At 38.1% G+C, this 22,707-nt stretch carries 19 protein-coding genes and 1 other annotated feature; of the genes, 2 read left to right on the top strand and 17 right to left on the bottom strand.

All coding sequences use genetic code 11. The annotated features are described in order from the left end of the window. Window positions 1-31 precede the first annotated feature (31 nt). From murC to CD138_RS08920, 6 genes are all read right to left on the bottom strand, one after another. A complete protein-coding gene (murC, locus tag CD138_RS08945) occupies window positions 32-1,345 on the bottom strand; it encodes a UDP-N-acetylmuramate--L-alanine ligase (RefSeq protein ID WP_019168415.1) in 1,314 nt (437 codons plus the stop codon). Window positions 1,346-1,373: 28 nt separating this feature from the next. After that, a complete protein-coding gene (locus CD138_RS08940; protein WP_019168414.1) occupies window positions 1,374-4,643 on the bottom strand; it encodes a DNA translocase FtsK in 3,270 nt (1,089 codons plus the stop codon). 19 nt (window positions 4,644-4,662) lie between these two features. Beyond that, entirely contained in the window at window positions 4,663-5,262 is a 600-nt protein-coding gene (gene ytpR, locus CD138_RS08935) for a YtpR family tRNA-binding protein (RefSeq protein ID WP_019168413.1), read from the bottom strand. Between the two features lie 5 nt (window positions 5,263-5,267). After that, complete coding sequence (locus tag CD138_RS08930) at window positions 5,268-6,134, bottom strand: DUF1444 domain-containing protein (protein WP_019168412.1); 867 nt, start codon at window positions 6,132-6,134, stop codon at window positions 5,268-5,270. Window positions 6,135-6,226: 92 nt separating this feature from the next. Next, on the bottom strand, window positions 6,227-6,535 hold the full coding sequence (locus tag CD138_RS08925) for a thioredoxin family protein (protein WP_019168411.1): 309 nt from the start codon (window positions 6,533-6,535) through the stop codon (window positions 6,227-6,229). 11 nt (window positions 6,536-6,546) lie between these two features. Further along, window positions 6,547-7,614 (bottom strand): M42 family metallopeptidase, encoded by a 1,068-nt coding sequence (locus CD138_RS08920; protein WP_019168410.1) that lies wholly within the window; start codon window positions 7,612-7,614, stop codon window positions 6,547-6,549. Window positions 7,615-7,793: 179 nt separating this feature from the next. On the opposite strand from CD138_RS08920, the gene CD138_RS08915 reads away from it, so the two are divergent. Continuing rightward, window positions 7,794-8,027, top strand: coding sequence for a hypothetical protein (locus CD138_RS08915; protein ID WP_241522226.1), 234 nt, complete (start codon window positions 7,794-7,796; stop codon window positions 8,025-8,027). Between the two features lie 67 nt (window positions 8,028-8,094). Here the strand turns inward: CD138_RS08915 and CD138_RS08910 are convergent, their stop codons facing one another. The 8 genes from CD138_RS08910 to CD138_RS08875 form a co-directional block, all read right to left on the bottom strand. Then, the gene (locus CD138_RS08910) at window positions 8,095-8,928 is read right to left on the bottom strand and encodes a YtnP family quorum-quenching lactonase (protein ID WP_019168408.1); all 834 of its coding nucleotides are present in this window, start codon (window positions 8,926-8,928) and stop codon (window positions 8,095-8,097) included. Window positions 8,929-9,148: 220 nt separating this feature from the next. Then, entirely contained in the window at window positions 9,149-9,802 is a 654-nt protein-coding gene (gene trmB / locus CD138_RS08905) for a tRNA (guanosine(46)-N7)-methyltransferase TrmB (protein WP_019168407.1), read from the bottom strand. 15 nt (window positions 9,803-9,817) lie between these two features. Then, on the bottom strand, window positions 9,818-10,609 hold the full coding sequence (locus CD138_RS08900; protein ID WP_019168406.1) for a phosphotransferase family protein: 792 nt from the start codon (window positions 10,607-10,609) through the stop codon (window positions 9,818-9,820). A 232-nt stretch (window positions 10,610-10,841) separates the two neighbouring features. Continuing rightward, a complete protein-coding gene (gene dat / locus CD138_RS08895) occupies window positions 10,842-11,690 on the bottom strand; it encodes a D-amino-acid transaminase (protein WP_019168405.1) in 849 nt (282 codons plus the stop codon). Window positions 11,691-11,693: 3 nt separating this feature from the next. Further along, window positions 11,694-13,103 (bottom strand): dipeptidase PepV, encoded by a 1,410-nt coding sequence (gene pepV, locus CD138_RS08890; protein ID WP_019168404.1) that lies wholly within the window; start codon window positions 13,101-13,103, stop codon window positions 11,694-11,696. Between the two features lie 330 nt (window positions 13,104-13,433). Then, window positions 13,434-13,832: a YtxH domain-containing protein gene (locus CD138_RS08885; RefSeq protein WP_019168403.1), complete on the bottom strand. Its 399-nt coding sequence runs from the start codon at window positions 13,830-13,832 to the stop codon at window positions 13,434-13,436. Between the two features lie 82 nt (window positions 13,833-13,914). Beyond that, entirely contained in the window at window positions 13,915-14,613 is a 699-nt protein-coding gene (locus CD138_RS08880) for a pseudouridine synthase (protein ID WP_019168402.1), read from the bottom strand. Further along, window positions 14,613-16,247: a putative polysaccharide biosynthesis protein gene (locus tag CD138_RS08875; RefSeq protein ID WP_019168401.1), complete on the bottom strand. Its 1,635-nt coding sequence runs from the start codon at window positions 16,245-16,247 to the stop codon at window positions 14,613-14,615. Before CD138_RS08875 ends, CD138_RS08880 begins: the two co-directional genes overlap by 1 nt. Before the next feature lie 116 nt (window positions 16,248-16,363). On the opposite strand from CD138_RS08875, the gene CD138_RS08870 reads away from it, so the two are divergent. Next, window positions 16,364-17,620, top strand: coding sequence for a BaiN/RdsA family NAD(P)/FAD-dependent oxidoreductase (locus CD138_RS08870; protein ID WP_019168400.1), 1,257 nt, complete (start codon window positions 16,364-16,366; stop codon window positions 17,618-17,620). A gap of 740 nt (window positions 17,621-18,360) precedes the next feature. On the opposite strand, the gene CD138_RS08865 is transcribed toward CD138_RS08870, so the two are convergent. The 3 genes from CD138_RS08865 to CD138_RS08855 form a co-directional block, all read right to left on the bottom strand. Beyond that, on the bottom strand, window positions 18,361-18,672 hold the full coding sequence (locus CD138_RS08865; RefSeq protein ID WP_019168398.1) for a rhodanese-like domain-containing protein: 312 nt from the start codon (window positions 18,670-18,672) through the stop codon (window positions 18,361-18,363). Window positions 18,673-18,700: 28 nt separating this feature from the next. Continuing rightward, a complete protein-coding gene (leuS, locus tag CD138_RS08860) occupies window positions 18,701-21,115 on the bottom strand; it encodes a leucine--tRNA ligase (protein ID WP_026066840.1) in 2,415 nt (804 codons plus the stop codon). Window positions 21,116-21,162: 47 nt separating this feature from the next. Next, window positions 21,163-21,354, bottom strand: a binding site (T-box leader). Between the two features lie 69 nt (window positions 21,355-21,423). Next, window positions 21,424-22,605 carry an MDR family MFS transporter gene (locus CD138_RS08855; RefSeq protein ID WP_019168396.1) on the bottom strand — a complete coding sequence of 394 codons (1,182 nt, stop codon included), beginning with the start codon at window positions 22,603-22,605 and terminating at the stop codon, window positions 21,424-21,426. Window positions 22,606-22,707 lie beyond the last annotated feature (102 nt).

Raw genomic sequence — 22,707 nt, 5'->3', positions numbered from 1 at the left:
ATTAAATACCCAACCTATTTGAACTCAAACATTAAAACAGCTGTTCAACGCCGATTTTTTCCATGTAGGCTTTAAGAATTTTTTGAATATCTCCAGCTCCCATGAATAAAAGTACAGCATTGTCGTGCTTTTGCAGTTGATCTACACTATTTTCATCAATCAAGTACGCGCCATCGACTAAATTTAATAAATCGTTAATAGATAATTCGCCTTGATTTTCACGAATGGAACCAAAGATATCACAAAGATACGTTTGATCCGCAAGATTTAATACATCTGCAAACTCTTGTAAAAATGCCTTCGTTCTTGAAAAAGTATGTGGTTGGAATATAGCCACTACTTCTTTATTTGGATATTTTTTTCTAGCTGTCTCAATTGTAGCACTAATTTCCCTCGGATGGTGTGCATAATCGTCAACTAATACTTGATTTTGAGCAAATGTTTCATTAAAGCGACGTTTCACACCACCAAAAGTGATTAATGCTTCTTTAATGTTATCAATATTTAAGTTTTCAAGATAACTAATCGTTAATACGGCTAATGCATTCAAAATATTGTGATCACCGTATTGAGGTGACACAAAATGACCATAAAATTCGCCTTTGACATACACATCAAATTCTGTTCCACGACCTGTGACTTCAATATTTTGTGCATACACATCCATTGAAGTATCAAAACCATAGTAATATACCGGAATATCTACTTCGATATTTTTAACGTAAGGGTCGTCTCCCCATGCAATAATGGCTTTTTTCACATTTTTCGCCATGCCTTGGAATGCATTGATGACATCATCAACATCTTTAAAATAATCGGGATGATCAAAGTCAATATTTGTAATAATCGCATAATCCGGTGAATAGCTTAAAAAGTGACGACGATATTCACATGCTTCAAATGCAAAATATTCACTTTGTGGCAAGCCCATACCTGTGCCATCACCAATTAAAAAGGATGTCTTTTTATCTCCATTCATGACATGAGAAAGTAGCCCTGTTGTTGAAGTTTTCCCGTGAGCGCCTGTGACTGCCACAGAAACATATTCATTAATTACTTCACTTAAAAAGTCATGATAGCGAATCACTTTTAAACCAAGTTCATGTGCACGAGCGATTTCTTCATGTGTATCTTTGAAGGCATTACCTTGAATGATCGTTAACCCTTCTTTAATATTATCCGCATCAAAAGGTAAAATTTGAATGCCTTTATTTTTTAATGCAATTTCAGTAAAAACGTACTGCTCGATGTCTGATCCTTGAACTTCATAGCCAAGATCATAAATTATCTGTGCTAACGAGCTCATACCAGCACCTTTAATACCAACAAAATGGTACCGTGTCATTGTGTCATCGCTCCTTTCTCTATTTCCGTTAAAGCTCACTTAATTCCGACTCTGTCAAATAAACATCACGTGGTTTAGAACCATTTGCGCCTGAGATATAACCTAGTTGTTCCAGTTGATCAATAATGCGTGCTGCACGGTTATAACCAATTTGGAAATGACGTTGAATTAATGACGTTGAAATGTGTTGTTCTCGCACCATAAATTGGCACACTTCGTCAAAGAGATCATCTCTACTAGGTGCGTCATTTTTTTCTAACAACTCTTTTTCTTGGAATAAGTATTCAGGCTCACGTTGTGCACGTATAAATTCAACAACTTGATCGATTTCCTCATCAGAAACGAAAGTCCCTTGAACCCTGATTGGTTTGTTCATACCGCTTCCTAAATACAGCATATCGCCATAGCCAAGTAAACGTTCAGCCCCGCCACTATCTAGTATTGTTCTAGAGTCCACACTAGATGATACCATAAATGCAATGCGAGTTGGAATATTTGCTTTTATTAATCCGGTAATGACGTTCACTGAAGGACGTTGTGTCGCCACAAGCATATGGATTCCACAAGCACGTGCTTTTTGAGCCAATCGCGCAATCGATTGTTCCACATCTTGTGGTGCCATCATCATTAAATCAGCCAATTCATCAATCACGATGACTATTTTAGGAATACGTTGATCATAGCTTACTTTTTTATTGAATGCAGAAATGTTACGTACATGATGATGTGCAAACAATTTAAAACGACGCTCCATTTCGTCGACAGCCCACTTCAAACTTTGTGTAGCTGCTTTCACATCTGTAATGACAGGTGCTACTAAATGTGGCAAGCCGTTATAAGGCGCAAGCTCCACCATTTTAGGGTCAATGAGTAATAATCGCAATTCTTCTGGATGATTACGATACAATAATGAAATTAAAATACTGTTAATCGACACAGATTTCCCAGAGCCTGTCGCACCTGCAATTAAAGCATGCGGTGTTTTCGCAATATCCATCAGCAATGGTTCGTTATTGATACGATTCCCCATCGCTACAGTCAGCTTGGATTCAGCATTTTTGAACGATGGATGACCCAAAATAGAACTGATATTGACTTTCGTCGTATGTGGATTAGGCACTTCGATACCGACTAAACTTGTACCTGGGATAGGTGCTTCTATACGAATATCTTTTGCTGCAAGCGCCATTTTGATATCATCTTGTAATGCTGTAATCCGTGATACTTTGACGCCCCGCTCTACCGACAATTCAAAACGCGTCACACTTGGTCCCTCTACAACATTCACGACTTCTGCAGGTACATTGAAGTAGTAGAATGCGTTGTTAAGTTCTTCTTTTTTCTCGGCAATCCAATTTTCATCTTGTTCATGTTCTTCAGGTGCTTCAAGTAAATCAAGACTTGGCAACTTCAAATTCGGTCCACGACGAATGGTTTTGACTTCTTGTTGTGGGGCTTGCTCCTGACCCGCTTCCAATTGTGATTCTCTATGTACATGTTCAGTTGACTGTTGCACTGACGGTTGTTCAACGGGTTGTACTGGGCGTACAGGTGGCTCATGAGCAGTTTTCGAAAGTGCTTCTTCTGATTGCGCTTTAGATTTCTCATTGTTTGCCTGTTGTTGACGTGACATCAACCTCTTTTTATCTGACGGTGTCATGACAACGTTGAATGGTTTACTTCCTTTTCGAATTGGCACTTTGACTGGTTTCTCTTGTTCAGTCTGTTGTGACAGCTCTGGTTCCACTGACGCTACTTCTGATTTAAATGCATGGCTCTGTGATTCATCGCCATTTTCATCCGAATTTTCAAGCGTTTTCTCAGATGACACAATTTCTGGCTTCAATTCAGGCTCAAGCTTCGGTATTGCGACAGCTTGTTGGTCACGTTGGTCATCCATGTCACTTTCCTGGACAACCTCAGTCATTGCATCACGTTGCGCCGTATTTTCAACCTGTTCACTCTCCATGTCATCAGGATCGTTCTCATCCACTGTCGGATCTTCTTCAACTTCAACAACTTCAAATTCAATAGCCGGTGTTTCAGTTTTAGACTTGTCCTCTGACGTTTGATTAGAAGCAGTTTCATCTTGTTCATCGGTAACATGATGCTGTTGTGCTTCATCTGGTTCAGATAACGATGACACATTGTCAATCGATACTTCCTCAATATCTAATTCATGTTCATTGCGTGTTTCACCGGTTACTGTATCACTTTCAGCTTCAGCGCCGTTCTCTGGCTCTGATGCAACTTCCGATAAATCGACCTCTTCATATTTAAAGTCGGATCCAAATGAAGCGACATCATTATCTTGATTCGTCGATGTTGCCTCAACTGACACGTCATTGTTTATATCATCAGCGCTTTCTTCATCAGCCGATTCAGCATATTGATCACCTAACAATTGACGTGCTTGTGCAGAATACATTTCTTCAATCGCTTTTTGTATATCAGGATTCGCATGTTGTACATAAGATTCCCGCTTCTTTTTAAGCGCCTCTTTGAAATTTTTCTTCTGCAACATTTTCTTTTCACGTTCTCGACGTATCTCCTCTACAATTTGAGAGGCATAAATGTTTTCGATTTGAATGGTGTTACGACGACGTGAAGATGGTTTTGACTTTCCATTCTGTGCTGTTGCTTTGTTTGGTGTTGCCGATGATGACTGCGCTTGTGATGTTGACTTTTGTGATGTCTGTTCAGTTTGTTCTGTCTTAGGCACTGCTTTACGTGCGCCAGGTGGTTGATTCAATCCACTGTTTTCAATTTTTTTCGGTTGCTTCGTACCAAAAATAGCAGACGGTACTTCACTTGCTTGGAAAGGTTTATGATGATAATTCGGCTTAACCACAAAATCATCACTTTTGCGTTTTAACTTTTTAGAACGCTGTAACGAATGCGGATTGAATGTAGCGTCGTTTTGAATATCATGTCGATATGTTGGATTTGAATCTTGGTTTTGCTGTTGTTCATAGTAACGCGCTTGCTGCACACCTCGATGTCTACGATGTTGACGATCAGTAGTAAAGGAAGGATGACGATCATATGATGCATTATGGTTTGTCACATAGTCGTCATGCGTCGTATTGGCCTGTGGATGCTGACGTTCAATCTCTTCATCATGCATCTCAATTGGAAAACGAAATTTACCACGAGGTCGTTGATAAACATCTTGGCTTTGTTGAACAAAAGCTGCGTGTTTCTGTTCTCGAGATACTTCACTTTGTCTTCTACGTTTAGAACGTTGTGACGATTGGTCTTTATCATCCTCACCAAATAATTGATCAAACCAGCTCATTTAATTTCACAACCTTCCTCTATTCATCAAAAAATGGTTGACCTACTTGATAATGATCATCTAGTACCATAATCCCTTTCTCTTGTGGTGCATTCGGTAAATTCAACTCTTTCATTGAACATACCATACCACTCGAAGGAACACCTCTTAATTCTGCATCTTTAATAATCATCCCGCTCGGCATGACCGCGCCCACTTTTGCGATAACAACCTTTTGACCTTGATCAATGTTCGGTGCACCACATACAATTTGTAATGTTTCAGAACCTACATCCACTTGAACAATACTTAATTTATCTGCATTTGGATGTTTTTCTTTAGATTGAACGTAACCTACAACAAATTTTGGGGATAAATCTGCTTCAATTTGATAATCTAAATCTGTGTTGTCGATCATTTTTTGAATATCTGAAAGTAACTGCTCTGTTAATTTGATATGCCCTACACCATCAATATTCAAATGATTTGACGCTTCAAATAAATTGAAACCTACAATTTTATCATTTTCTTTAATCGCCACGACATCACCATGACGCTCGTATTCAAATGACCCTTCACCTTGTTCAAGTTGTAAAAATGCCACATTTCCTACACCAGTTGGGTTATAAAACAAATTCATCTTCATTACTCCTCATTGTTATTCTTAATATCTTTTGTTGCGCGTAAATGATGGACAACATTCGGATTTTCATTCGGTTTTTGCTTGTTGTTTTTACCTAAAATAAATATCGGTTCGAAATGACCATTCTCATAGGCAAAAGAGAGTGAAGTAATCGGTACGAGACCTTGTGCGAAAAACTCCATCGTCATATGTGCCATAATATCGTAACCTGTTTTATTACGAATATCTGCAATGAGCAACACATCTTGATGAGGGACCGCAACAAGCATTTCCCCTTCACATCGTTCTTCAAATTCAGCTAACAATTTTGCATTCATGATCCGACTTGCATCATAACCATCATTTTTGTTAATAAAATAAAAAATGTTCCCTTTGACTTCATCAGTCGTAAATGAATTATCTAATTTTCTAACATTAAACATCGCCATTTCTTTAAGTTGTTGTTGCGTTAGATTTAAAGACTGCATTAAATCTTCATCAATCAGACGATAAGACTTTCCGAGGTCGAGCGCATAGTACACACGTGTTTCAGCAGTGTGGGGCTCCGTTATAAATGCTTTCCCCTCTTTTGTCTGTTGATCAAAACTTGTCGCACGAATCACAGGCATAACACGAATTTCATCTAATGCCTTATGTGATTCATCCTTCATTTGTTGAATTGTTTCTTCTACATAATAGATAATCTCATCAACAATTGTTTCTTGTCCTTTATTGTATTTTGCAACAACAGGCGAAAGTTTAACAGTGATCCCTTTATGATTATCTTGTCGATAAATTCTTAATGATTCTTCGTCGCGATTAAATTGATAATCGACGTCTAAATGTGTCAATCGCGATTTGATTAAGTCTCTCATTTTAAAGACATTCATGTTTTCACTCCTAATTGCACGCCTTATATTAGTTTACAATAAATATACCCTTAGGACTAGAAAAAAACCACGTCCTAAGGGTTAAAATCTTATTAAAATTGACTCAGGAATGTGTCAATCTGTTCAATCGTTTTTCTTTCCTTGCCAATATAAGACCCGACTTGTTTACCATCTTGAAACACAAGGAAGCTTGGAATCCCCATAATATCATGTTCAATTGCTAAATCAATAAATTCATCGCGATCCACTTTTACAAATTTGAACTGTGAATATTTCTCTTCTAATTCAGGTAATCCTGGTTCGATCACACGACAATCGCCACACCAATTTGCACTAAACAAAAACACAGTGTTGTCATTTTTTAAGTCTTTAAATTGTTGTTCACTTTCTAATTGAATCATCTTTGTCACTCCTATTGATATTTTAGTTTTTCAATCGTTTCAAGGTTTAACGCCTGAACAGATGCTGTTAACCATAATTTTGCAGCTTCATAGTCACGAATGTCAAACACTGCATCGGTACTATGAATATATCGTGCGCACACACCGATAACTGCTGTCGGTACACCGATGTTCGCTTTATGAATGGCACCCCCATCTGTACCTCCCGGAGAAATGTAGTGTTGATAAGGGACGCCATGACGTAACGCAACATCTTGTAAAAATGTTTTGAAAGCAGGTTTTAACAACATCGTACCATCTTTAATACGTAATAAAGCCCCTTCGCCGAGTACACCAGATAATCCTTGGCGCCCTTTCATATCATTGGCTGGTGAACAATCGACCACAAATGCCACATCTGGGTCAACAAGACGTGCTGCAGCTTCAGCACCACGTAAGCCAACCTCCTCTTGAACATTCGCACCGACGTATAAGTCAAAGTCTAATGTCACATCTTTTAATTGTTCGAGTAATTCTAACGCAATGACACATCCATAACGATTATCCCAAGCTTTTGCTGCATAACGATACGCTGATAATTGTAAGAGTTCAGTATGAGGCACAATCGCATCTCCAATTTGAATACCTCGGTTGAATACAGCGTCAGCATCACTTTCTCCTATATCCAAAAGCAAATCTTCAATGCGGGGTGCTTGTTCCTTTCCACTTCTAAAATGTTTCGGGATATTCGCAACGACGCCAATAATTTCTTCACCTTGTTGTGTCATAATTTTCAAACGTTGACCTTGCCAAATATCATTTGCGACACCACCCAAAGCCGTAAATTTAATGAATCCTTGTGACGTCACTTCAGTAACCATAAAGCCGATTTCATCCATATGTGCCGCTACCATCACACGTTTCGCATTCGGCTTACCACACCTTTTCACGCCATAAAAACCACCCATACGGTCATATACAAATTCATCTACGTACGGTGTCATCATCTGTTTCATATATTCACGGACATGGTGTTCAAAGTTAGGAGCACCATGCATTTCCGTTAATGTTTTAATTTTTTCTATCGTACGATTCGACATGACACACACTCCTCTGAAATTTTATTCTCTTTACTTAGTATATCATCTTTGTTGTGGTAAACTATAGTTAAGTCTTCAATAAGGAGATGTGGAAAATGATATCGAAAAAAAACTGGCCTTTATTGATCCCTATATTGATCTTTAGCCTTTTAGCAGGAAGTTATTTTTATGTGCTGAATATGAACAAACAAAAATACATATCTGCAGACAAAGTGATTCAATCTGTGAAGGGCTATTTCAGACATGTCACAGGTTCTTATATTTTGTATGAACCAACGACATATCGTAAATTTGGTATTGAATATGAGGTTTATAAAGGCGGCATCACTGCTGAGCGACATGGAAAAACATTTAATTATGAATTTATTGCAGATGCTTATAATGGCCAAATCATTGATATTATAGAAATCTAGCGTTGCTCATCTCAAAAGTGAAACAGCTTCCAATGCATGACGTATTGGAAGCTGTTTCACTTTCATTTTATTCATTATGCTCACGTAAAATCGTCGCGTCAACTCGTTTTAAATCACTGCTCAATTTCGCTGCAAAATATTGAACATCATGATAAAACAAAAACCAATATTGCTGTGAGACGTAAAAACGTGTGAGTCTCTCTTTTTCACGAATGGATTGCATCGGATAATCATCATAAGCAGACACCCACAATGGATTACGATGTGCAGTGGTGCTTAAAATATCAGCCATGTGCACTGCCTTTTCGCCTTCACTTTCAATCTCTATCACAGCATGCCCAAAACTATGACCACCCGTATGTTTCATTCTTATGCCTGGATAAGGTTCAATTCCATCTTCAAACAGGATCAATTTTTCTTCGTACGTTCCTCTATTAATCGGCCAATACGTCGCTTGACTCCGGATATTCGGCGCAATAAATTCATGCCATTCATCTTGTTGAACATAGTGCCACGCGTTAGGAAATTGTGCTTGACCATTGGCATCTGTCAATCCTGTCGCATGATCAAAATGCATATGTGTCATGAGGACCATGTCGATATCGTCACGCGTTAAAGAGAATTGTGCGAGTGATGCGTCAATATCCGATTCATACTGCACACCATAATTTCGTAATTGCTTCTCAGTTAATTTACCATTACCTATCCCAGCATCGATTAAAATATTTTTATCTTCAGTTCGAATGAGAATCGGAGAAGTTGTTAATGGGACTTGGTTCTTATCATTCACTGGATATTGTCGTTCCCATAAAGGCTTAGGGACGACTCCAAAAATAGCTCCACCGTCCATTTGAGTAAAGCCCCCATTTAGTGGATCTATTTGAAATTTGCCTAATTGCATGATGAACACCTCGTTTTATTTTTACGCAATTCTATTATCAATTAAAAGTCTGACGTGAATCAAGTCTCACATCTTGTGTATTAGACCATTTAAAATGTACGCTAATTATGCCTAGTCTCCCTTCACAATAACAAATCATATCTCGGTGAATAAACCGTATTCCATAATGAAAAAAGCAATGTCAACGATTTTAAGACGCTAACATTGCTTTTTAGAGATATTATTCATTTGTATGTTTAGAATGAAATTTCGCTTCCATTCGATAAATACGTGAGCCTTTTTCAGCAAATTTATGCTCATACTCTGTTGGAATATTTTCGCCTTCATCTTCTTGATGGAGATTCAAGTTGATTTTTGTAAAATACATGCCAAATTGAGACATACTTTCAAGACTATACGCAAACAGCCCACGATTATCAGTTTTGAAATGAAGTTCACCATCTTCACGAAGAATTTGTTGATAGAGCGCTAAAAAACTACGGTACGTTAATCGACGTTTCGCATGTCGCTTTTTCGGCCAAGGGTCAGAAAAGTTTAAATAAATACGGTCCACTTCGCCTTGACGAAAATAGTCTGTTAAAATCACCGCATCGTTACATAATAGTTTAATATTCGTTAAGTTTAATTCACGTACTTTGTCCAGCACACGAATCATAACATTTTTATCTCTTTCAATGGCAACATAATTAATATGTGGATTTTGCTGCGCTAACGTCGTAATGAATTTGCCCATACCTGATCCTACTTCTATGTGAATCGGCTGTTGTTGTTCAAACCACTCGCTAACTTGATGGGCATGCATTGCTTCTAAATCCACAATATCGCTATGCTCAGTTAAGTAAGACTCAGCCCACGGTTTATTTCGCATTCTCATGATTATTCATACTCCTTAAATAAATACATTACTCTTCATGACTTCATTTAAGAATTTGAGCCAAGTATTCATATCTTTATAACGTTTATGCTCTTCGTTCCACTGAATCATACCAATAGACTGAATCACCGTATACCATTTCATACGTTTTTTTAGATTCATCGTTTCTTTTACTTCATATGTGTCAAACCAACTCGACCACTGTGTTTCAGGCACGTAGTTGTAGAGCAGCATACCGATGTCAATTGCAGGGTCAGCAATCATCGCACCTTCCCAATCGACTAGAAAGAGTTCATCTTTATCTGATAAGAGCCAGTTATTATGATTGACATCACCATGAACCACCGTATAAAAACGCGGATCAAACTCTGGCATATGCTCTTCCAAATACGTTAAAGCCTTTCTCACGATATGATGCGTTAACACGTCACGTGACAATGAGGCGTTAATTTTATGCAACATAATTTCAGGTGTGATAGGCGCCATTTCCATACGCTTCAACATCGTTAACAATGGTTTTGACTGATGAATTTTTTTCAATAAATGTGCCACGCGATCTTGCGCCATTTCTAGCGATTCAAGTTCACGCCCATTTTTCCAATGTTGTGCTGTCACGACTTCGCCCGTTTCGATACGTTTCGTCCAAACCAATTTTGGGACAATACCTTCTGCTGATAACGCAGCAATGAATGGATTGGAATTACGTTTCAAAAACAACTTTTGACCATCTTGTTCAGCCATATAAGCTTCACCTGATGCACCACCAGCCGAGTCAAGCGTCCATCCTAACTGATAAAACTGCTCCACAACTCGCTCACCTCACTTTCAAATAGAAAAGGCTCATGAAATTTTTTCAAGAGCCATATTGAAATCATCTTTTCAATGATTTTAAATTCACGTTCACGTTTTGCACTCATTTAAGATTTTATAATTATTGAGCCTTTTTTTCAACCAAAAATGAAACACAAAATGTGACTTTTTACCTTTATATGTTTTAAAAGTTTCACAAACCCTTCATAATCCTGTTAAATGATCGAATTTAGTGAGAATGTGAACGAATATATCTTTCAAAACCTTCTTGTAAGCGTCTTGTTATCGGGCCAACTTTGCCATCATGAACAGCTTCACCATCGATTTTAACAACAGGCATCACTTCAGCAGATGTACTTGAAATAATCACTTCATCTGCATCTTTCAAAAACTCTACTGAAAATGCTTCGTCCTTAAACGTAATTTGTTCATCCTCACAAATCCATTTAATCACTTGGCGTGTAATTCCATTTAAGATGAGATTGTTTGCCGGATGTGTATAGACAATGCCGTCTTTAATCGCATAGACGTTGCTTGAAGCGCCTTCTGTCACAGTACCGTCACGATGTTGAACCGCTTCCGTCGCATTGTATTTTGTGGCATACTCTTTGGCTAACACATTACCTAATAAGTTTAAACTTTTAATATCGCAGCGCAACCAACGAATATCATCGGTTGTCACAACAGATACACCCTCTTCAAGGGCTTTAAACGGGCGATCATAGGCTTTTACAAAAGCTGTTAGTACAGGTTTTACTGATGGTGTCGGGAAAGCGTGGTCACGCGGTGCTGCACCACGTGTCACTTGCATGTAGACCCCACCATTCGTCACATTGTTAACTTGCGCAAGTTCACGGACAAGTTCAGTTAATGATGCCACTGTGTAATCCAATTCTAAACCGATTTCGTTTGCACTGCGCAGTAAACGTTCGAAATGTTCTTTAGCTGTAAATAACTTGTTATCATAAATGCGCACATATTCATAAATACCGTCCCCGAAATTGTATCCACGGTCATTAAAAGCAACCTGTGCCTCGCTTTCTTCTACAAATCTTTCATTAATCAATACTTTCATCATAAATTATCCCTCCACACAAACTGCATAAATCGCTTCTAAATAGATGCTCGTTGCGTCAAATAGTTGTTTTTTCGTGATGTATTCATTTTTTTGATGCATTAAATCTTCAGAATCCTCGAACATTGCACCGAATGCGACACCTTTGTCTAAATTACGGGCATAAGTCCCACCACCAATAGTAAATGATGGACGCATGTCTCCTGTTTGATTGCGATAGGCTGTTAACAATTTTTGAACAAATGGATCTTCTGGGTTCACAAAATGCGGTGTTTGTACTTTAAGGCTTTCAATATCAAAACCTAGTTCTTGAATTTCAGCGGTATAGTCTTTGATAGCACGATCAAAATCAAAACCTTCTGGATAACGTAAATTAATACCGAACGAGCCACCTTCGTCCAAATCATAGCGAATGATACCGATATTTGTCGTTAAATCGCCCATCATATCTGAATGAAACTTCATTCCCATCTTTTCACCAAAATGAGAATCAAATAAGTATTTTTCCCCAAAAGATGTCCAAGATTGCGCAGATTGATTTAAATTTAACGTGTTCAAGAAATGGATTAAATATAAACCAGCGTTCACACCAATCGATGGATCCATACCATGAACAGCTTTACCGAATACAGTTAACTTTAAAATGCCACTATCAATTTCATGTTGACCTTCTAATTGATGTTCTGATAAAAATGCTTCAAAACGTTGAATCGTATCCGTCATATTTTCTTTAACCAAAATATTTGCATGGGCAACATCTGGTACCATGTTAAAGCGTTCACCAGATACAAATTGCTTCAACTCGATTTCAGGTTCATCATCGTCTAACGTTAAAGTTTGCTGTTTAATTGTAAATGTAGTAATTCCTTTTTCACCATGAATAAGTGGAAATTCCGCGTCAGGCGCAATACCAATCGTTGGCATTTCTTCAGTTTTGAAATAACGATCTGTACATTTCCAATCTGACTCTTCATCCGTTCCGATAATAATATGTATTCTCTTTTTCCAGTCAACATTCATGTCATTAAGAATTTTTACCGCATAATAAGCCGCAATGGTTGGCCCTTTATCATCGAGTGTCCCACGTGCAATAATACGGTCATCTGTTTCAACAGGGTCAAATGGATCAGTATCCCAACCGTCACCTGCAGGCACAACATCAACATGACCTAAAATACCAAAAAGTTCTTCACCTTTTCCCAACTCGATACGGCCGGCTAAATGATCGGTATCAAATGTGTTGAATCTATCGCGTTCAGCTAACTGATACATATATTCAAGTGCCGCCTTAGGACCAGGACCAACTGGCGCATCTTCCGTAGCTTCTGCATCATTACGGACTGATTTGATAGCTAAAAGTCCTTTTAAGTCTTCGATCATTTGCGTTTCATATTCTTGTACTTTTTCTCTCCACATGCAGATCAACTTCCTTTTTTTCATGATTGTATTTCTTATTTTACATGAATTATCCCTTAAACAACAGTAATATTTCTGCACATTTTTTTAATTTTTCTGACAAAATGTTGTCTTTCGTTTTCAAATGTCTCTTCACACGTTCGAACGCCTAAATTGTTATGAGTAAAAAATATTGATTAAAGGGTGACTGTATCCAAAATTGTTTGCTCATGTATCCAACAAACTCAAATGTATACTGACAGCACCATCATCATTCAAATTGTAACGCGCAATAAAAAACCAGATGTTAAGGTCAACATTTTGAAGCCTTAACGTCTGGTTTTAATATCTTTACTTATTCGGTTCATTATCACGTACAACATGTAAATTGTGTGAAGGATCTCCGCCACCTTCATCATCAAACAACGCTTCCCTATTATCTAAATTATCACGTTGTTCGCCGCTCAACAATTGTTCCTTTTTCTCGTTAATAAAAGATTTTGGATCTTGTTTCGCTTCATTAATATAAGCTTTAGGATCCTCTTTCGCTTTATTAAATTCTTGCGTTGCAGCTTCACTCACTTGAGCAGCTTTTTCTTGTGCGCGCTTTTTATAGTCTTCTGGATTGTCTTTATACTTTTGATATTCTTGTTTCAAGTTTTCACGGTTTTGCTTGTTTGAAAGTACAACCGCTGCGACTGCACCTCCAATGCCAAGAATCGCTTTAAATAGTTTACCTGATTTTGCCATCTTGATCACCTCAACTCATTTTAATGTAAGATTACCCGATAGACAAATCTGTTAAACCTATTTTAAATAAATATTTTAACAATTAATGAACATTTAACAATTTCAGTTCATCGGCTGTTAAAGGTCGATAGTCGCCTGGAGACAGTTGTGAATCTAACTTAAGCGCACCAATAGACACCCTTTTAAGTGCAACAATTTCATTGTCAATTGCATGGAACATTCGCTTTACTTGATGATATTTCCCCTCTTGAATCGTTACGAAAGCCGTTGTACGCTCTTCCAAAATTTCAAGATGCGCAGGTTGTAGCTGTCCTTCTTTTAAAGTGATTCCTGCTTCAAAAGTTTGAGAATCACTTGCTTTTAATGGATCTTTTGCTTGAACCCAATACGTTTTCGATACATGCTTATTCGGACTCATCAACGCATGGTTAAATTGACCGTCATTGGTAATCAGCAAGAGCCCTTCTGTATCTTTATCAAGCCGACCCACTGGAAATAAGTCTAAATGTTGGTAGTTATCTATTAAATCAATCACTGTTTGATGTCGATCATCTACCGTTGCAGAAATGACGTCTTGTGGTTTATTCATCATCAAATAAACATACGGTTCATAAGTAATGACCTGCCCCTCTACTTCTACAGTATCATGCTCAGGATCAATTTGTGTTTTGGCAGATTTAATTTTCACTCCATTACACATGACGGCTCCTTTTTTCAACAACGCCTTAACTTCCGTTCTTGTCCCAACACCCATTTGCGCTAAAAATTTATCAATACGCATTATAAAAAGCTCACTTTACGGCGAATTTTATTAGGAATTTCACCTAAAAACTTATCTGCTAAACGCGTTTTCATTGTCAAAATGGCGTAAATGATAACACCCACGCTTGCACAAATGACTGTAATGATAAACGCGCCAATGTGACTGGCTGGAGAAATAACAAACTCTAAGCCAAAATAAATGACTTCAACAGCAATCATCATCACAAAGCTGTACAATAAGATTTTGGAAACATCCATCATCGTTTCATTAAATTTGAAGTGTGCGTATTTTTTAAGAATGATAAAGTTACAAATGATTGCAAATGTTAACGCAATGGCTGTACTTAAAATCGCACCGGCCGTTTCAAACATTATGATTAATGGCATGTTTAAAATAAATTTCAATACTACTGAACCAATAATGACGAACACTGTTAATTTTTGCTTATCAATACCTTGTAACATCGATGCCGTCACACTTAAAAGCGAGATTAAAATTGCTACAGGTGCATAGTAGAATAACAGACGGCTACCATCCATACTATATTCATAAAACACCGTATAAAGCGGCACAGCTAATGCCATAATCCCTAAGCTTGCCGGTACTGTAATATACATCAATACACCTAATGAAGTGCGAATTTGACGATGCATTTCAACATAGTCGCCTTTTTCATATGTTTTCGTAATAAACGGAATTAAACTGATCGCAAACCCCGCCGCTAATGACGTCGGAATCATCACAATTTTGTTTGTTGTCATATTCAGCATTGTAAAAAATGTACCTTGTAAACTCGTCTCTACACCGGCAATCGACAGTGCATTATTGTGCGTTAATTGGTCCACTATCATAAACAGTGGAAAATTAAGACTGACTATCACAAATGGGATGCTGTATGAAAGAATTTCTTTATACATTTTCGAATATGGTACATCTATTCCGGTCATATCAGAAGCAACCATTTCTTGTATGCCACGTCGTCGCTTAATCCAATACCACCAAAGTGTCAAGATACCTGCAATGGCACCGATAGCTGCACCGAACGTCGCAATACCATTCGCTAATAATACAGAGCCATCAAAGACATTCAACACGAGATAGCTGCCGACTAAAATAAAAATAATACGTGCAATTTGTTCTGTGACTTCTGATAAAGCTGTTGGTCCCATCGATTTATATCCTTGGAACACGCCTCGCCAAGTCGCTAACACAGGGATAAAAATAACAACAAAGCTAATTGTGCGAATGATAGCCGTAATTTGATCCACTGTCCATCCTGCATTTTTATCCATATTATTGGCAATCGTCACAGCAGCAATCATCGGTGACAAAAGATATAAAATGATAAATCCAAGTAAACCTGTGATACTCATCACGATAAAACTAGATTTATACAATTTTTGACTGACACGATATGCACCAATTGTATTGTATTTCGCAACGTATTTCGACGCTGCAAGTGGCACACCCGCAGTGGCAACAGCGATTGCAACATTGTATGGACCATAAGCATAGTTAAAAGGTGCAAGATTGTCTGCACCTCCAATGATTTGGTAAAACGGGATAATGTAAATAATGCCTAATACTTTTGTGATTAAAATACTTAAAGTTAGTAAAAAGGTGCCTCTTACTAATTCTTTGTTTTCACTCATAGATAACCTACCTACTCTACATTTTTTCAAGATTTAATTATAACACGATATGGATATTATACACTGATTAAGAATATGTTAAAATCAAAATATCAATTTTAAGGGGTTTTTATCAAATGTATCAAACAATTGTGATCGGTGGCGGACCAAGTGGATTGATGGCTGCCATTTCATCAAGTCAAAACGGGCAACCCGTGCTCCTATTAGAAAAAAAGAAAGGTTTAGGACGTAAATTGAAAATATCCGGTGGTGGTCGTTGTAATGTGACCAACAACTTGCCTTACGATGAAATCATTAAACATATCCCCGGCAACGGAAAATTTTTATATAGTCCTTTTTCAATTTTCGACAACCAATCCATAATCGAATTTTTTGAATCCCGTGGTGTCGCTTTAAAAGAAGAAGATCATGGTCGAATGTTTCCTGTATCCAATCAGTCACAAGATGTACTCGATGCATTAATTCGTGAATTGAAACAAAATGACGTGACAGTCAAAGAAGAACAAACTGTCGTAGCTGTAAAAAAAGTTGACGCAGCTCATTTTCAAGTACAACTCCAAAACGGTGATCGTTATGAAGCCAAAACAGTCATTATTGCAACTGGTGGTACAAGTGTTCCTCAAACCGGTTCAACAGGTGATGGCTATCGTTTCGCTGAGTCGCTCGGACATCACATTACAGAACTGTTTCCAACAGAAGTACCGATTAAATCTAACGCACCATTTATTAAAAATCAGTCTCTAAAAGGATTAAGTCTGAAAAATGTAGGTTTATCCGTTTTAAAGAAAAATGGCAAAAAGCGTATCACACATCAAATGGACATGCTATTTACACACTTCGGAATTAGTGGCCCTGCTGCGTTAAGATGTAGCCAGTTTATTTATCAAGAACAAAAAAATCAAAAACAACAAAATATTCAAATGCAAATCGATGCCTTTCCTGAAATCAATGAAGAAGAACTCAAACAAAAAATCACGCAATTGTTAAAATCACAACCCGATAAGCATATTAAAAATGCATTAAAAGGATTCATCGAAGAACGCTATTTGACACTCATGATTGAAAGTGCTCATATTCCATTTGAAACAACGTATCACCATATCAGTGCGCAACAATTGAGTACACTTGCCCACCAATTTAAAGCATTTACTTTCGAAGTTTATGGTACGTTACCGTTAGAAAAAGCTTTCGTAACTGGGGGCGGCGTGTCAATCAAGGAAATCGTTCCAACGACAATGGAATCTAAAATGACACCCGGACTGTATTTATGCGGTGAGGTATTGGATATTCATGGCTATACTGGAGGCTATAACATCACGAGCGCACTCGTCACAGGTTACGTCGCAGGTTATTTTGCAGGCTTTGCAGAATAAATGTAAATCACATACCACAACATTTATCCTATCTCAAAATCCGTAATATGAGGTAGGATTTTTTGTTGATTGTAGCATTTTACGCACATATCAAATTAACTCTGCTCTCTTCTTTCCCACAAAAAAGATTATGAAGTTGAAGCGTGCTTTTGTTGTTAACATTTTCAAACGTTCCAAAAATACTGCATCAATTGCATGAACTGTGTAAGACTCCTGAGGGGTCAGCTAGTCCGGAAAATCCACCAACGCTTCATCAACAAATGTAATAGTAAAATCAAAGCGTTGGTTAGTTGCAGGACCAGCCCCTAGGAAAGCGCCGCACAAGTCAGCTCCCCTACTCACTTATGTATCCTCACTATCCCCTCTCTCCATCCAAACAGAAATATGATGTGATTGAGGTATGGGGAAATATAGATGAAAATACGTTTTGTATTGTAATATTTTGTTTCTTTGCATTTCTATTTTACCGTTCAGATTGCATGAACTGTGCAAGACTCCTGAGGAATCAGCTGGTCCGGAAAATCCACCAACGCTTCATCAACTAATGTAATAGTAAAATCAAAGCGTTGGTTAGTTGCAGGACCAGCCCCTAGGAAAGCGCCGCACCGTTCAGCAATCTGTAAGATGCCATTTAAAACATGTTAACAAAATGCTAAACAACTACAATGCTAAACAAAAAACAAAAAACTGCTATCATCGTACGGTCCCCCCATACGACAATAGCAGTCATACTTCAATACTTAAATCCGCTTATACTCTAACCCTTCATCGCCCCAAGCACGCATACCACCTTCAACATTCACTGCATCAACACCATGATCATTCAAAAACTCAACCACTTTCGCACTTCTCACACCGCCTGCACAAACGATGTAATACGTCGTGTTCTTTTTGAAATCATCCACGTGATCCGGAATGTCATTCATCGGAATATGTTCAGCATCAGGAATCATCCCCATCGCCACTTCTTCATCTTCACGTACATCGACAATATTCACAGGTTCAGAACTTAAAATAATCTCTTTTAATTCATCAGTACTTATTTCTTTCATTTTTTCCTCCACGCTCCTTCATTCATCATTATTTTGCAACAATGTTCACTAATTTTTGAGGGACTGCAATTACTTTCTTTATCTCTTTACCCTCAATTGCAGTTTTAATGTTGTCATGCGCTAAGGCTGTTGTTTCCATATCTGCTTGAGTCATATCTTTAGGAATTTCAATTTTAGCACGGACTTTACCATTCACTTGTACAACGATTTCAACAACATCTTCTTCTAATAAAGATGGATCGAAACTTGGCCATGGTTGGTAAGTGATTGTTGTATCGTGACCTAAAATAGACCACAATTCTTCACCGATATGTGGTGCAATAGGTGCTAACATTTTCACGAAACCTTCTGCAAAGGCTTTAGAAATGTGCTCAGCTTTATAACATTCATTAATAAAGACCATTAACTGACTAATTGCTGTATTGAAGCTCAATGATTCGAAATCTTCAGTGACCTTTTTAACGGTTTGATGGTATACCGTTTGTAATGCTGGTGTGTCTGCTTCAATAACTTTATCTGTAAGTTGACCATCTTCAGTGACGAACAAGCGCCATACACGATCTAAGAAGCGACGTGAACCATCTAAACCATTTTCACTCCAAGCAATCGATGCCTCTAACGGTCCCATAAACATTTCATATAAGCGTAATGTATCGGCACCATGTGAACGCACAATGTCGTCAGGGTTTACAACATTACCTTTTGATTTACTCATTTTTTCGTTACCTTCACCTAAAATCATACCTTGGTTGAATAATTTTTGGAAAGGTTCAGACGTTGGGACAACCCCTAAATCATAAAGTACTTTGTGCCAGAAGCGTGCATATAATAAGTGCAATACAGCATGCTCTACGCCACCGATATAAAGGTCAACAGGCAACCAATGTTTCAATTTCTCTGGATCAGCTAGCATTTGATCGTTTTTAGGATCGATATAACGTAAATAATACCAACAGCTACCCGCCCATTGTGGCATTGTGTTTGTTTCACGTCGACCTTTCATACCTGTTTCAGGGTCAACCACATTCACAAAGTCATCAATATTCGCAAGTGGTGATTCACCTGTACCTGAAGGCTTAATTTCATCTGTTTTAGGAAGAAGTAATGGCAATTCGCTTTCAGGAACAGTTGTCATTGAGCCGTCTTCCCAATGAATAATCGGAATCGGTTCACCCCAATAACGTTGACGACTAAACAACCAGTCACGGAGTTTATAATTCACTTTCTTTTCACCGAGACCTTTTGCTTCTAATAGCTCAATTGCTTTTGAAATCGCTTCTTCGTTATGAAGACCATCCAATTCACCTGAATGAATATGTGCCCCGTCACCTGCGTAATATGGTGTGTCTGCATCGTTTTCGATGACTTTCACGACTGGTAAATCAAACGTTGTCGCAAATTCGTAGTCTCTTTCGTCATGCGCGGGAACTGCCATTACAGCCCCTGTACCATAAGATGCTAACACATAGTCTGCAATCCAAATAGGCACTTGCTCACCTGTAAATGGATGAATCGCATACGCACCTGTGAAGACACCTGTTTTTTCTTTGGCTAAGTCTGTACGTTCTAGGTCCGATTTTTTCGCTGCTTCATCTTGATAATGCTTCACTTTTTCATATTGTTGTGGTGTTGTGATACGGTTCACTAACCCATGTTCAGGGCTTAACACTAAAAATGTTGCCCCATAAATCGTATCTGGGCGTGTAGTAAATACTTCAATCGGTGTGTCAATATTTTCAACTTCGAAGTTTACTTTCGCCCCTTCAGAACGGCCAATCCAGTTGCGTTGCATGTCTTTAATCGATTCTGGCCAGTCCAATGTATCTAAATCTTCAAGTAAACGATCCGCATATTCTGTAATCTTTAATACCCATTGTTTCATCGGACGTCGAACAACCGGGAACCCCCCACGTTCTGATACACCATCGACCACTTCTTCATTCGATAGCACAGTACCTAACGCTTCACACCAGTTTACTGGAATTTCGTCAATATACGCTAAGCCTTTTTTATAAAGTTGAATAAAAATCCATTGTGTCCATTTATAATATTCAGGATCCGTCGTACTCACTTCACGATCCCAGTCGTAACTAAAGCCCAGTTCCTGAATTTGACGCTTAAATGTTTGAATGTTACGTTTTGTAAATTCAGCTGGATCATTCCCAGTATCGAGGGCATATTGTTCAGCAGGTAAACCAAATGCATCCCACCCCATTGGATGTAACACATTGTACCCTTGCATTCTTTTATAACGTGATAAAATATCGGTTGCTGTATAACCTTCTGGATGCCCTACGTGTAAACCAGCACCTGATGGATACGGAAACATATCTAACGCATAAAATTTCTTCTGACCAATATTATCTTCTGTTTTGAACGTTTTGTTCTCTAGCCAATACGTTTGCCACTTTTTTTCGACTTCTTGATGATTGTAACTCACAATTAAATCCTCCTCATTCATAAAAAGACACCTCAAACTATTCAGATATGCTAAGGGACGACATTTGCCGCGGTACCACCCTCATTCACTTCTTGAAGTGCACTTCATTTTAAATAGTAAGAGATGTCATTAATTTTTCATTATTTATCGGCAAGTTCACTTAAAGTTTTTCGTTAGTTCGCACCACCACTAACTCTCTGTGGAAAACCATTTAAGTTACTACTCCAGTACAGCACGACCACATGCTTGATACGTAATTAACTTCTATATTATGCAATTTAGTACAAAGATGCAAGTGTCATTATCTGTGTTTAACGATATAGCGTTTTCGGATCTACTTTTCTATCATAAATAGAAAGGAATATCACAGCCATGACAAGTAACCCTATCATTGATAAAAACATGATTTGCATATCAAATATATCAACTAATATGCCGCCAATTAACGGACCAAAAGCTTTCCCCACTGTCGATGCCGAATTGACAATGCCTTGATAGACCCCTTCTCTACCTTTAGGCGCTAAATTGTTGGCAATTGTCGGAACTGCTGGCCAAACGAACATTTCAGCAAATGTCATAATGACCATCCCTACGACGAAAATCGAAAATGATGTCGCAAAACTTGTCACGAAAAATGACAGTATGAACACACCTAAGCCAAAGTAAAGTTGCTTTTTCAGCTGGCCTTTAATAAGGTGAATGATCGGCAATATTAAAGGTTGTCCTACTAAAATGAGCACACCGTTCACTGTCCATAATAAGCTGTATTGACTCATGGAAATGCCGATACTTTGTGTAAATGATGCAATTGTCGTTTGCCATTGTACGTATGCAATCCAACATAACGCAAACATCACACATAACAAAATGAGTGCGGTAAAATGCTTCTTATTTTGAATTCGGGCCACATTTTCCAAGGTTTCTTGATGTTTAACTGTCGCTTGATAATCCATTTTAAATTGAAATAAAGCAATAAAAAAGAAAATAACATACATCGCCAAATTCGCCATAAAAATGTAATTAAAGCTCAGTTCAGCAACAAAACCGCCAAGTGCTGCACCTAATGCCACACCGATATTTTGGGCTAAGTAAATTGCATTAAACGTTTGTCTTCCACCTTGTGGCCATACCGCTCCAGCCATCGCGTATATCGCTGGGATAATCATGCCCCCGCCAAAGCCAAGCATCACAAGCCATACTGCATACCAAGGCCAACCATGGAAGAAATTTAATAAAACGGTAGCGACCAGACTTACAATCGTTCCTAACATAATTGTTCGATAGCCACCAAGTTTATCGAACAATGTTCCACCGAGTAAATTTCCTACAATCATCCCAAATGAATTGACCATCAATACAAGTCCGGCTGTACTTAATGATTTGTCGAGTTCCTCATTCATATAAATGGTATTCAGCGGCCATAAAAAACTCGCACCGGTGATATTAATTGCCATCCCGATGACGAGCCACCATATTCCTTTAGGCATATTCACTGATGTTTCACTCCTTTTCTCTCTAGCTCACACTATAACACGTAATGATGAAAATATGTTAAAATCTTCAAATACTGTTTAAGAAAAACAATGAATACGATA

Origin of the sequence: Staphylococcus intermedius NCTC 11048 (assembly GCF_002902385.1) — a bacterium.
GTDB classification, from domain to species: Bacteria; Bacillota; Bacilli; order Staphylococcales; family Staphylococcaceae; genus Staphylococcus; species Staphylococcus intermedius.
The sequence above is the reverse complement of the archived record's forward strand: the minus strand, read 5'-3'. Positions and strand labels throughout refer to the sequence as shown.